The 13,836-nt window shown below is 52.5% G+C and carries 8 protein-coding genes; 6 read left to right on the forward strand and 2 right to left on the reverse strand.

What is annotated here, in order from left to right:
- Positions 1 to 273 precede the first annotated feature (273 nt).
- The 3 genes from KIH39_RS26130 to KIH39_RS26140 all read left to right on the forward strand — a co-directional run bounded on the left by KIH39_RS26130 (position 274) and on the right by KIH39_RS26140 (position 5,831).
- Positions 274 to 1,563: an efflux RND transporter periplasmic adaptor subunit gene (locus tag KIH39_RS26130; protein ID WP_213497061.1), complete on the forward strand. Its 1,290-nt coding sequence runs from the start codon at positions 274 to 276 to the stop codon at positions 1,561 to 1,563.
- Complete coding sequence (locus KIH39_RS26135; protein ID WP_213497063.1) at positions 1,560 to 4,661, forward strand: efflux RND transporter permease subunit; 3,102 nt, start codon at positions 1,560 to 1,562, stop codon at positions 4,659 to 4,661. The genes KIH39_RS26130 and KIH39_RS26135 overlap by 4 nt, the downstream gene beginning before the upstream one ends.
- 162 nt (positions 4,662 to 4,823) lie before the next feature.
- A complete protein-coding gene (locus tag KIH39_RS26140; RefSeq protein ID WP_213497065.1) occupies positions 4,824 to 5,831 on the forward strand; it encodes a WD40 repeat domain-containing protein in 1,008 nt (335 codons plus the stop codon).
- Positions 5,832 to 5,856: 25 nt separating this feature from the next.
- Here KIH39_RS26140 and KIH39_RS26145 read toward each other — a convergent pair whose 3' ends face one another.
- The gene (locus tag KIH39_RS26145; protein WP_213497067.1) at positions 5,857 to 6,342 is read right to left on the reverse strand and encodes a DMP19 family protein; all 486 of its coding nucleotides are present in this window, start codon (positions 6,340 to 6,342) and stop codon (positions 5,857 to 5,859) included.
- A gap of 913 nt (positions 6,343 to 7,255) precedes the next feature.
- Positions 7,256 to 7,720 (reverse strand): DinB family protein, encoded by a 465-nt coding sequence (locus tag KIH39_RS26155; protein WP_213497071.1) that lies wholly within the window; start codon positions 7,718 to 7,720, stop codon positions 7,256 to 7,258.
- Positions 7,721 to 8,015: 295 nt separating this feature from the next.
- On the opposite strand from KIH39_RS26155, the gene KIH39_RS26160 reads away from it, so the two are divergent.
- The 3 genes from KIH39_RS26160 (at position 8,016) to KIH39_RS26170 (ending at position 13,836) form a co-directional block, all read left to right on the forward strand.
- Positions 8,016 to 11,279 (forward strand): WD40/YVTN/BNR-like repeat-containing protein, encoded by a 3,264-nt coding sequence (locus tag KIH39_RS26160; RefSeq protein WP_213497072.1) that lies wholly within the window; start codon positions 8,016 to 8,018, stop codon positions 11,277 to 11,279.
- Between the two features lie 119 nt (positions 11,280 to 11,398).
- Positions 11,399 to 12,658: a tetratricopeptide repeat protein gene (locus KIH39_RS26165; RefSeq protein WP_213497074.1), complete on the forward strand. Its 1,260-nt coding sequence runs from the start codon at positions 11,399 to 11,401 to the stop codon at positions 12,656 to 12,658.
- A 227-nt stretch (positions 12,659 to 12,885) separates the two neighbouring features.
- Positions 12,886 to 13,836 carry a hypothetical protein gene (locus tag KIH39_RS26170; RefSeq protein ID WP_213497076.1) on the forward strand — a complete coding sequence of 317 codons (951 nt, stop codon included), beginning with the start codon at positions 12,886 to 12,888 and terminating at the stop codon, positions 13,834 to 13,836.

A 13,836-nucleotide genomic window follows, 5' to 3' on the forward strand; every position in this document is an offset into this window, starting at 1 on the left:
ATTCTGCCAATTAGTCCAACCAATTTTAGATGAGCAATCTGCTCCGGGGCGGTGTTAATTTCCGTGAAGTTGCCCCGGCTGAGGCGTCTTTTTTTTCAGAGACAGGCCAAAATCTGACTCGCGCTCTTAAGATTGTCTGAGTGCCAGCGATTAACTAGTTGAATCGGATAGTAGTTACTGAGACTCCATGCTTCGCGCTGGTACAAAGACTCTCCCTTCTGATTCCTGGAAGCTCGAAGAACGGCTCTGCTCAATTTGAGGCCGACAGTATTTATGTTGAAATTCGTGAAACGACTCTTTGCAACTCTCCTGGTGCTCAGCCTTTGCGCCGGGGGAATCTACTTTTTTGCCAATGGCGGCAGCCTAAAAAAATCGGATAAGGAGGAACTGCCCCCGGCGGATACCTCCATCGCTCCCAGCGGTGTGGTCCTGGTGACCACGGCCCCCGTCTCGCTCCGTCAAGTGCAGCGAACCGTCGAATCAGTCGGTACTCTGCACGGCTACGAGGAAGTGACCATCGCTTCCAAGGTGGAAGGTCGCGTGCTGAAGATTCATCACGAAATGGCGGATCGGGTGAAACCGTCCGAGGTTCTGCTGGAGATCGATCCAACCGATGCGGAGCTGAACGCCAAACAGGCGGAGCGCGCCTTGCAAGTTGAACTGGCTCGACTGGGCCTCAAAGATCTGCCCGACAGCAGCTACGACGAAAGGAAACTGCCTGCCGTGCAGCAAGCTTCGATTCGCATCGAAAACAGTAAAGCGAAACTGGAGCGGGCGACGAAAACCGGGCTGGCCGTGTCCAGTGAAGAAATCAACGAACGGCGAACCGAACTTCGGCTGGCCCAGGTCGAATACGAGAATCAACTTCTCCTGGCCCGGGCCGGACTGGCCACAGTGCAACTGAAAGCCGAATCGCTGGCGGTCGCCCGTCAGATGCTCAAGGACACCACTCTTCGCGTACCCACACCGACGCAACCGATTCCCGGGGCGTCTTCCGTGGGCGGCGACTACGCCATCAGTCAGCGTCTGGTTTCCGAAGGCAGTTTTGTGCGGATAGGTACCGATGTCTTCAAATTGGTCATCGATCAGGCCTTGAAACTCCGCGTTCAAGTGCCGGAACGTTACAGTAGTGTGCTGGATGTGGGACAGACCGTGAATGTGCTCTCGGCGGCGTATCCCAAGGCCTTCATAGGATTGATCAAACGCATCAGCCCGGCCGTGGATCAGACCACTCGTACTTTCGAAGTCGAGGTTTACGTGCCCAATTCAGATCGCCAGCTGAAACCGGGGGGCTTTGCCAAGGCCTCCATTCTCACCAAGATCGATCATGGGGCGGTCACCGTTCCGTTGGAAGCGATTGTTTCGTTTGCCGGCATCAACAAGATCTTTCTGATGAAGGACGGTAAAGCCAGGGAAGTGCAGGTGACCCTGGGCGTGCAGACGACCGACTGGGTGGAAATCATCAAACCGGAAATCCCGGCGGGAAGCATCGTTATTACCAGCGGCCAGTCGGCCCTGGCTCAGGATTCGGTGGTTCAGGTCCGCCCGGGAGCCACGAAATGACGATATCCGATCTTTGCATCAAACGCCCGGTCTTTACCTGGGTGCTGGTCACTATCCCCGTGGTGTTGGGCATCGTCTCCTACTCCAAACTCGGGGTCGATCTCTTTCCGAAATTCGATTTTCCGGCAGTCGGCATCATCTGCAATCTGCCCGGCAGCAGTGCCGAGGAGATGGAAAGCACAGTCACCAAGCCGGTGGAGGAAGTTCTCAATGCCATCTCCGGAGTGAAGGAGATGGTCTCGGTCACCAAGGAAGGGCTGAGTCAGGTCACCGTACTTTTCGTATTGGAAAAGGATTCGAACATCGCCGCGCAGGAAGTGCGCGAAAAAATTGCCTCGTTGACCAACGGTTTCCCGAAGGGGATGGATCCGCCACTAATTCAGAAATTTGAAATTGATGCGGCCCCGATCATCACACTCGCGGTATCGGGCCGACGCGATGTCCGCGAAGTGACTGAAATTGCTAAACATCGAGTTCAGGAGCAACTGCAAACCATTTCGGGTGTGGGAGCCGTGTTTTTATCGGGGGGTAAGAGCCGGGCGATTAACGTGATCGTGAATCCCGATTCGCTGGTCTCTTATGGCCTGTCCATTGAGGATGTCCGACAGGCACTCCTGACTCAGAACGTCGAAGTCCCCGGAGGCATCGTGCAGCAGGGGCCGCGCGAACTGATTCTGCGCACTCTGGGGCGCGTGGCGAAGGCCGAGCAGTTCAATGATGTGATCGTCACTTACCGAAAAGGATTTCCGATCCGCATTCGCGACATTGGCCGGGCGGAAGATACCTTTGAGGAGCAACGCGGATTAGCTCGCATGGACGGCCAGAACGCCGTTGCTCTTTACATTCAGAAGCAATCGGGAACCAATACCATTGCCATTTCCGATGCGGTGGCCGAGCGGCTCGAGGAGATCCGCAAGACGTTGCCGCCCGATATAAAAATCGAAAACATACAGGATCAGTCGCGTTTCGTTCGCAATTCCATGTCGGAGGTGAAGAAGCACCTATTGCTGGCCGGTTTGCTGGTTTCGCTGACGATTTTGCTGTTCATCCACGACTGGCGAACCACTCTTATCGCGACTCTGGCCATTCCCACCTCAATCGTGCCGACTTTTCTTTTCATGTATGTGATGGGCTTCACGCTGAACAACATCACGATGCTGGGTTTGATTCTGGCCATCGGGATTGTGATTGATGATGCCGTGGTCGTCCACGAGAACATCTTCCGCTTCATGGAAGAAAAAGGGATGGGCGCCATGGAAGCGGCCCGCGAAGGAACGCGGGAAATCTCGCTGGCCGTGCTGGCGACCAGTCTATCGCTTTTGGTGATCTTCCTGCCCATTGCTTTCATGGGGGGTATTGTCGGCCGCTTCTTCAGTAGCTTCGGGCTGACCGTGGCCTTCGCCATCGTCATGAGCTTGTTCGTCTCGTTCACGCTGACCCCGATGCTCTGCTCGCGGTTTTTAAAGCTCAGCCATTCGAATCAATCCACTGCGCATTCGAAATCGGGTTGGGTCTGGCGTTTGATCGAAGCCGTCACGGGGAGGTCCCTTGCCTGGTCACTCCGTCACCGCTGGATCATGGTGATCATTAGCATCCTGGTCTTTTTCAGCACGATTCCGATTGCCTCCGGTATGGGCTTCAACCTGGTGCCGCGCGATGATACCAGTGAATTTCAGGTCTCCTTCGTCACGCCAGTCGGCTACTCGCTGGACCGCGTCGATCAGGTCGTCACGGAGATTGAAAATCGCTTGATTCAACTGCCGGGGGTAGTGCATCGCTTCACTTCCATTGGCCGCAATAGCGACGGCGGCGGCAAAGGGCAGGGGGATGTGACGCGCGGTTCGATCTATTTCCGAATGAAGGAGTTGAGCGAACGCAATTATAGCCAGTTCGATGTGCAGGAGCGGGCGCGGAAGATTCTGAAAGAATATCCCGATCTGCGCTGTTCGGTTTCGGATGTGTCGGCCTTCGAAGGCAACGGCCAGGACACCCGGACTTTTCAAGTAGTGTTGCTCGGACCTGAGTTGACGAAGCTCGAAAAATATTCCGAAGAACTGGTGCTAAAGCTACGAAAGATTCCCGGCTTGAGTGACGTCGATACCACGATGCTCAACCGCAAGGACGAAGTGCAAGTGGCGATCGATAACGACCGGGCGAGCGATCTGGGAATTCCGGTTCAGACAATCGCGAATACGTTGAATGTGCTGATCGGCGGACAGATTATCAGCCGGTATAAGGAAGGCATTGAACAGTATGATGTCTGGCTGAGAGCCGACAAGGATTTCCGGGCCAATCCGCAGACTATCGGGGCGTTGACCATCCCTTCGCCCAATGCCGGTCCCGTGCAGTTGTCGAATTTGGCAAGAACAATCGAGGATCGCGGGCCGAGCCAGATCGACCGCTATAACCGCCAGCGATCGGTGACGATTCTCGCCAATCCCGAAGGCATTCCGTTGAATGAAGCGGTGACGCGAGCTCGGAAAATCCTGGATGAGATGGAAATACCACCTGAGTACAAAATCGACTTCAAGGGACAGGCCGAAACGCTCGGGGAGACGGGCTACTACTTCATTGTCGCGTTTGTGCTCAGCATTCTGTTCATGTATCTGATTCTGGCGGCCCAGTTTGAAAGTTGGTTCCAGCCCTTGAGTATCCTGGCACCGTTACCTGTCACGATTCCGTTCGGCCTGATTTCGCTGGTTCTGTTCCGATCTTCGATGGATCTTTACGCGATGTTCGGGCTTTTCATGCTGATCGGCATCGTGAAGAAAAACGGCATTTTGCAGATCGATAAAACCAATCAGTTACGCGAGGCGGGAGTTGAACGGGACGAAGCGTTGCGCGAGGCCAATCACACGCGGTTGCGACCGATTCTGATGACGACCATGATGCTGATGGCGGCCATGGTGCCGATTGCGTTGGGGCAAGGGCCAGGCGCCGGCGAACGGGCCAGTATGGCCAAAGTCATCATCGGCGGACAATTGTTGAGCCTGTTTCTGGCTCTGTTGGTCACGCCGGTGGTCTATTCGCTGGTGGATGGGATGTGGAGTTGGGTGAGGAGGAAGGTGGGGGGCGCAAATAAAATTTCGAATTGGTAGTAAAGTTCTAGCTGGCAATTCCTGTACGGCGGATGCCGGCAGCTCAATCTATTAGATCGAATTCCCGACTTCGGTTCATTATTGACTGTGCTCCAGGAAGAGCTTATGCTCTTTCAACGTCGTTGCTGTTCTGCAGTAGAATCGTAACTAATGGGAGGGATCGTGCTTGCCCCTTTTGTTTTGGCCGCATTTGTAGGTTTACCATGGTGGCCAACTCTCCCTACGTTTGAATTGAAAGCAGTTTTCGCGGCCAAAGTGGATACGTTCGGATCGAAGCTTGTATATCTGGAAGATGGTTCGCTTGAAAAGAATGGCTCTTTTCTTCTCGTTGTTTCGATGGCTGGAAACAAAGGGAAAATTTACTGGTTACTTCCTGGAAAAAGCTATAGCGAATTGATTGCAACGCTCGATTTCTTTCCTACTGCAGTTCTCAAACATCCTACGAAGAACGCCATTTTGATTGGAGATTACAATGGCTCGATTCATTACTTTGATATCGAAAAGAAAAAAGTCTCAAGCGCTCTGAAAGTGCACGATACTCAAATCGCAGATTTGATTTATCGAAATAAAAACAACCAGCTGATTACGCTTGGCTACGATGGAAAAGTTGTACTTTTGGATCTTTTGAAATTTCAGACCGAGAAAACGTTTCAACTCACGGCTCAAGCTTTCAAAGTTCGCGGGGAAAAAGAGTACCATCTTCGCACTGCCGTGCTTGCCAAAGAAGCTGATCTACTCTACATAGGCGATGAGAATTGCACAATTACGGTTCTTGACCTTAAAAGTGGAAAGCTCTTAAGGCGATATGAGGAGCATACAGCTTCGGTCAACAAATTAATTCTGAATAAAGATGGCTCGAAGCTCTTTTCTTTCTCGCAAACTGGTCGCATAGTCAGCATCGACGTCAAAACATCTGAAACGAAAACTATAGTTAACGGCTTTGAGAGTGGGATCTGTGATGCATTTCTTTTGAAGGAATCCTTGTATCTCACCAAAGAGAGTCATCTGAGAATTTTTAATCTGGATTCAAAAAAACAGAGTTATTTGGCACCACCCTTGGGCTCGAATGAATTTACAAATTGCATTTACGGTGAAGATAGTAAAAAATCCCAGTTTTTTGCCCTAACTACTCAGGATGGAATGGTCTATATTTATCGAATAAAAGACTGAAGTACTCAAATCGTTATGATTTGCTCTACTTTTCCAAAAGCGAATCGAAATCGCTGGCATTTACTCGGATAAAATCAGCCAAAGGCTTTTCAATTTTCTTATTCTGTTTAGATGCGATCCGATCGATATTTTCGCGGATATTCTCTGGTATTTTCTCGTAGAGTTCCAATCTCAGATTGTGATCTTCTGGTACTACACCATTCGGATAATAGGACAGTAGTTCTTTGAATGCCTTGGCCATCTCAGTCAGGCCAATCAACTCGAAGGCTTCCATCGTGTACTTGTAATCGAAATTGTTTGGAGACTGCTTCCTTTGAAGCCAATAGCAGAATCCGCCATTATCCAAGTCGCCACTGGCTAACCAAATTTGATCCACGACACGATGGCTGACGTTAGTCCAGTCGGCAGAATGGGAATCGCCATACTTTTCGCATAACCAGCAGAAAATGGAATCACTGATCTCAAAATCAGAGCTATTCCGTAGAAATTCTTCCATTTTCGATGAGGGCATACAAATCCTTAATTCGAGATGCAATGCAATTACATTGTAACGCCTCAAAAAATATCGATCAAATCTATTTGAATGAAATATTCGCGTATTTTGACCACCCATCAAGGAAATTTAATTGTATTGAGTTTAATCGGATTGCAGGACGTGCAGATTTGATGAGAGTCACCGCAGATAGTGGATTCAAAGCCAAACGACGTTCAAGCAGAATCACTGCTGCCAAAGTGACGGAACGGCCATGTCCGTTGGCACAGTGAATATACACTCGTCCAGGCGTGTTGACGGCTTCTGATACTAGCTTTTGCATCTGGCTGATATCAAGTGGTACTGTTGCATCGAGTGTAGGTAGACACCGATACCCAGGTAACAAACGTATCGAACGCGGAGCGGGGAACTCTGCAGTTAAGTCGATAATTAGTACATCTGTACTTGGTAACTCATAAAGAAAAGCTCGACGTCCGACATACAAACCTGGTGATACCTCGTTCCAGCAAGCCTCGCGAGTCAACATTCGCTGAATGTGCCAGATTAACCAAGTAAATAGCAAGAAAGGTAGCAAGACTAGAATGTTTACGATTCTTAGTCTTCCATCTTGCTGCTTCCCGTAGATAGAAGGTCCGATTTTTATATAACCCAATCCCACAATCACAAGCCCGACGAAGACCCAAGTCAAAACAGCTGAAATATGAGGATTCCTGTACGAAACAAACGCTATTAAGCATGCCAAAGCCAGAAAGAAGACCCCAATCCGAGGATTCACGATTGTTCAACCTGAGTTAAGATTGCGACGGAAAACATAGGACTACAACTTTGTCTAAACATATCAATCAAAAAGACGATAGAGAGCGGCATCGAGTCTGCATCCCATTCGGTAATAACTTTATTACTGTCGGTCAGTGTGTGGATGGATCTTCCCTCACCTCCCCAACAACTTCCTCTTCTTGTACAGATGCACCAGGTGCCCTTCGAGGTGTTGGTTGTACTTCTCCACGAACTCCTTCAGCGACTCCAGCCCGTTTTCGCTGTGCACCCCAGTACGATCAAAAGTTTCCGGTGAGAGCTTTCGCAGCACGTCCACGAATAGTTCCCGATTCAACTGAAAGACCCTTGCACACTTGACGGCATCCGTCGTGGTGTAAAAGAGATTTTTGGCAAAGGCCGTTTCGTCGTAGCCCAACAGTAGCGGTTTGGGCATGGCGATCACTCGCTTCATCCGCTCCGTACCCACGAGATCGCTATCCATCAGGTGAATGATAATTTCGCGAATGCTCCAGGTACCTGGAATCGGGTAGGCATCCAACTCGGCCGGGCTCAGAGCCTCGATAGCTCGTAAAGGCTTCTCGGCGCCAGTGGCATACTCGTCGATCAGTTTCGAAATCATTGCGGAGTCTTTCGTTGAACGGAGTGTGGAATAAAGCGATTTTATGCAAAATGAGAACGGCGTTCACCGAAAGGTTCGCGTGCGCTGTACCTGAAGGAAAAATCATTTGGCGACGAATTGAACTGGCTTCGCGGATTTTTTACTTGATGTTATCTGTCAAAGTCGGCAGAATCGCTACTCATCCCCAACCGGAAGGAATTTTCGTGTTCCTAGTTCGTGCAAATTCAGGTCAATTCGGTTAGCATCGATTTCGTGACTATCCTCAGCGATAAACTCATCGGATCCTAGCAAAACCATGACTCGACTTCTTTGTTTACTCGTTCTTGCATTGTTTTACGCTCCCGTTCAGGCGGACGATGGTCCCGCCAAAGCCCCCGCCGGGTTCGATAAATTAAGCTATCGCTCTATCGGGCCAGGCACCGGCGGCCGAGTGTCCCGAGTCTTCGGCGTTCCGGGCGATCCCTTGACTTACTATGCCGCCTCGGCCTCCGGCGGTGTCTGGAAATCGTCCGATGGCGGCGTCAGCTTCAAACCGATTTTCGACGATCAACCCTGCCAGGCCATCGGCTCGATAGCCGTTTCGGTTTCCGACCCGAACGTGATTTACGTCGGTACCGGCGAAGCGAATATTCGCGGTAACTGCGCGGCGGGCATCGGTATCTTCAAATCGACCGATGCCGGTAAAACCTGGAAACATGTCTGGAAGCAGATCGGCCATATCGGAACGATGGCCGTGCATCCCAAGGATCCCGATATCGCTTTTGCGGCGGTGCTGGGACATGCTTTTGGACCCAATCCGGAACGAGGCGTCTACCGCACCACCGATGGTGGCCGAACCTGGAACCGCGTTTTATTTAAAGACAACGACACGGGGGCTTCCGATGTCTGCATCGACCCGAATAATCCTCGCGTGATTTTCGCCGGACTTTGGCAGACTCGTCGCAAACCCTGGGACATGACCAGTGGCGGGCCGGGCAGCGGCCTCTACGTTTCCCGCGATGGCGGTGACACCTGGGACCAGATTGGCCCGGGCGTAACCGACAAAAAGAAAAAGAAACAGGATAAACCCAAGGAAGAGGATGAGGACGCTCTGCCACCCGCACCCTGGGGCAAAATCGGCATTGCGATCGCACCTTCGAATTCCAATCGCGTCTACGCAACCATTGAAGCGGAAAAGGGGGGCTTGTTCCTCTCCAACGATGGCGGCAGTTCCTGGACGAAAGCCAGCGGCGAACGAGCGATCCGCCAGCGGGCCTGGTACTATAGCACGCTGACAGTTGATCCCAGCAATCCGGATGTCATCTGGATGCCGCAGGTGAACATGCTGAAATCGATCGATGCCGGGAAGACCTTTAACCGGGTCGGCGGCATGCATCACGGCGATAATCACGATCTCTGGATCGATCCCAAAAATCCCAAGCGGATGATCGGGGCCAACGACGGTGGGGTCGATATCAGCACCGATGGCGGCAATAGCTGGTTCTATCCGCCGCTGCCCATTGCTCAGTTCTATCACGTCAACGTCGATGAACAGTTTCCCTATCGCGTGATGGGTAACATGCAGGATGTCGGCACCGCACATGGTCCGAGCAATTCCCTCAAGAGTTCCGGTATTGTACTGGGCGACTGGAAGGGCGTGGGCGGCGGCGAAACCGGCTTCACCGTTCCCGATCCCAGCGACCCGAACGTTATTTATTCGGGCGAATACGGCGGCATCATTACCCGCCACGATGCCCGGACCGGACAGAGCCAGAATGTCACGATCTACCCCTATGATCCTTCCGGTCATGGAGCGGAAGATCTGCGTATTCGCTTTCAGTGGACTGCCCCGATCCTGATTTCCAAGTTCGATAGCAAAGTGGTTTACCACGGCGGCAACTTCCTCTATCGCACAATCGATGGCGGCAAAACCTGGCAGCAGGTGTCTCCCGATCTGACGCGAAATGATCGCACCAAGATGAAGTGGTCCGGCGGGCCGATCACCGGGGATAATACCGGCGTGGAAACCTACGGGACTATTTTCGCTCTGGCCGAATCTCCCAAACAGAAGGGAGTTCTTTGGACCGGGAGTGACGATGGCCTGGTGCAAATTTCCAAGGATGACGGTAAGACCTGGACCAACGTGACCTCGGCCATCCCCGACATGCCCGATTGGGCCACGATTGTCTGCATCGAAGCCAGCCCGCATGACGCCGGAACGGCCTATGTCGTTGCGGAAGCTCATCGGCTCGATAATTACAAACCCTTATTGTGGGTGACCACCGACTTCGGCAAAACCTGGAAGGCCATAACCGAAGGGCTGGACCCGGAAGTCTATTTGCACGCAGTGCGGGAGGACACCAAGCGCAAGGGCCTACTTTATCTGGGCACCGAGCGGGGCGTGCAGCTTTCTTTCGACAACGGCGAGAGCTGGGAGCCGTTGCAACTGAACCTGCCGGCCGTGGCCGTGCATGACATTCAGGTGAAATTGAATGACCTGGTGCTGGCTACCTGTGGCCGGTCATTCTGGATTCTGGACGATATCACCGCTCTGCGGGAGTGGAAAGAAGAAATTGAAGATAAGAAAGCTCACCTTTTCACCACCAGCCCGGCAATTCGCTGGCGGCTGGGCGGTTCGATCTCGGGGCACCAGACGCTGGGAGCCGGAGAGAATCCGCCGTATGGGGCCGTGTTCCAGTATTATTTGAAGGACAAGTCGAAAAAACCGGCGACCTTGGAGATAAAGAACGCGGCTGGGCAAAGAATTGTCTACTGGGATGCGAAGAACTCTAAGAAGGATAAGCCCGACTTCTCGCCCGATGGCGGCTTCCCGGAAGTGAGGACGCCGGAAATTCCGGCTGAAGCGGGTCTGAACCGTTTTGTCTGGGATCTGGCACACGCCGCCCCGGAAATCATCAGTAAAGCCAAAGTCGATCTCGGCGATCCAAGCAGCGGCCCACTGGTTGCACCCGGTACTTACACCGTGAACCTGACGTTTGACAAAGAAGTCATTACAGGTAAGTTCGAAGTTTGGGCCGATCCGCGTTTGAGCCAGCCCGGTCTGATTTTCGCGGCGAATGTGAACGGCAAGCTCGATCCGAAGCTGACCGAGCAGATGCAAGTTCAGGAAAAATTTTCGTTGCAATTACGAGAGGACATCAGCAAGCTGTCCGATATTGTTGGCAAACTGCGGGCGATACAGAAGCAGATCAAGCTGCATCAAGAGATTCTCAAGGATGAACAATCAACTAAGGATTGGGTGAAAGCGGCGACCGATCTGGCAACCAAGCTCGACAATTTAGAGCAAAAACTGCACAATCCCAAGGCACAAGTGTCCTACGATATATTAGCAATGCGCGGCGGTGCGAAATTGTACTCGCAACTCGTCAATCTATATGAGGCGAGCCGCGAATCGGATGGCGCACCCACGCAAGGCGTTCGTGAAGTGACTGCGGAGATGGAAAAGGAATTGAGTCAACTCACGGCCGAATGGGATGCGATACTGGCCGGCGATGTGGCGAAATTAAACGATTTGGCACAAAAAGTGGGATCGCCAAAGATTTTCATTCCGCGTCGTTAGCAGTTGTTTGGGCGGGGAAATTGGTTATAAGTAGCCGGTCGGTTTTTTAATCTTTTAGGAATCGGCCAGCTATTTGGACCCCGCCTTAATTGGACAACCATACAACTGGAGGCAATTTCATGGCTGGAAAAAATCAATCAACCTCCAAACCGACCGACGAGGCCCAGGATCTGTTCAACCGGGCTTCCGACAATCTGAAGCAAGGCAATTGGAAAGACGCGATCGACGATTTTAGTGAGGCGATTCGCCTTCACCCGACCGCCGCGGCAGGTTACCGGCTGCGAGCCACAGCTTACATCAAAGCCGGAAATATTCCCCGAGCCATCGCCGACCTCGATGAAGCCATTCGCCTGAAGCCCGACGACGTTCAGTTGTATTACGAGCGGGCCAGCAACCTGTTCCGACAGCGACAACTCGAAGAGGCTCTGGCCGATTGCAAGAAGGGGCTGGAACTCGACGAGGCCCATGCGGAATTCGTCGCCCTGCGCGGCAAGATTCACGCGGAAGCCGGCTATAGCGGCCGAGCTAAGGCCGATTTCACCCGGGCACTCGAGCTCGATCCGGTGAATGCCTCGAACTATCTGGTGATGCGAGCCGATTTGAGCCTGTCGCTGGAAGAGCGACAGGAAGCCCTTGAGGATTTCAATAAAGCTCTGGAAATTAAGCCGGATAATATTTACGCGCTCTGTCGTCGCGCGGGCGCCTTTTGGGGCCTGGGTTACAAGGAAGAGGCGTTGGGCGATTTCTCGCGAGCTTTGGAACTCGATCCCGAGAACACCTGGGCTTTGAATGGCCGGGGCTTGCTGCTGGCGGACATGGCCCGGCATGCGGAAGCCATCAAGGATTTTGCCAAAGCCATCGAAGATGAGCCCGAGAATCCTTCTCCCTGGGAATATCGCGGCGAAAGCCGGTTTCAGACGGGCGATGCAACCGGGGCTCTGGGCGATCTCAACAAGGCTATGGAACTCGACCCGGACAGCGACCGGATTTACAATCGCCGGGCCGCGATCTATTACCGGACGAAGGAATATGCCAAGGCCGTGCGCGACCATATGCACGCTTTGAAAATCGATCCGAACAGTGCCGAAACCTTCAATAGCCTCGGCTGGATCTGGAGCACGGTTCCCGATCCGACAATCCGGAACGGTCGCCGGGCCGTCGATTGTGCCACGCGGGCCTGTGAATTGACCGAGTTCACCAACCCGAATTACCTGGATACTCTGGCCGCCGCGAATGCGGAAATCGGTAAGTACGATGATGCCGTGCGTTGGATCGAAAAGGCGATTGCCCTGGTAAACAAGCCCGATCAGAGGGAGGAGTACCAGTACCGCAAGGATCTTTACGCCAACCGGCAGCCGTTGCGGGTCACGCCACAGTAACGTGAGAATCGGAAACTCTTGAGTTTGAGTGACGAAAAGCCTCCGGGATGCGAATCTCCGAAGGCTTCATTTTTTCCCCAGTCGTGGAATAATCCTCAATTTTCATTTGTTCGTTTGGTCAAGTACATTGCCCCATTTCCGTGGGACACTAAGATCAACAGTCTAAAGCGAATCATCACATTCGGCGGGAAACCGGGTTTTCCCTGCCGAAATTAGGAATTCCGAGCATGAAAGCGGAAGAACGACACGAAATCGAACAGAACGAACTGGTCAAGGCGCTGGCACATGTGAAGTATGTGAATCGCCGACGGATCGCCGCCTGGGTGGGCGTCGGGCTGTTGATTTTCGCTGCCGCGATTTTAGTTCGGTACATGTCTCAACTGAATCGAGACGAGGATGCCGACCGCTGGGTGCAACTGGATCGGGCTTTCGACAAGGAAAAGCTCAAAGAGCTCATGGAGAAGTTCCGAGGCAAAGAGGCCGGCAGCATCGCCAAGTTGCGCTACGCCCGGTTGCTGATGAGTTCGGATGGCCTCGATAAGCTGGCGACCATCACCGTGAAAGACCGTCTGGCCGCCGCAAATAGCGTTGAGGAAGCTCAGAAGCTGTTCCTGGAAGCCGCCAAGGAACTCGAAAACAACCAGATGGCTCAGATGGAAGCTTACCTGGATGCTTCCAAAGCGGAAGAAGTTCTGATTGGCGTGCCTAAATCGGAAACCGACTCGTCGGGACGGGGAGATTTTGACCGTTCTTTAACCTATCTGCAAGCCGCCGCGAAGATTCGGCCCGAAAGCGATATTGGTAAGAAGATTGCCGAGTTGATCGAAGAGAAGAAGAAAAAACGGGATACGATTGTTTCCTTTTACACCGACCTGCAGCGGACGTTCTACACTGCGACTCTGGATAAAGAGCCAGCCAAAACTGAAACCAAGGGGACATCGCCCGATTTGAAGTCTCCCACGCCGACGCCGGATAAGCCCAAGACCGAAGAGAAAGCTCCGGAACTGAAGGCTCCCGCCGAGAAGAAAGACGGAGAAAAGAAAGCTCCCGAAAAGAAAGAACCGGAGAAAAAGGCCCCCGGAATCACGGAATCCTCAAAAGCCCCGGAAACCAAGGCTCCTGAAACCAAGGCCCCGGGCATCACCGATGCTCCCAAGAAAGATCCCGAGAAAAAGTGA

It is taken from the genome of Telmatocola sphagniphila (genome assembly GCF_018398935.1).
Taxonomy (GTDB): Bacteria; Planctomycetota; Planctomycetia; order Gemmatales; family Gemmataceae; genus Telmatocola; species Telmatocola sphagniphila.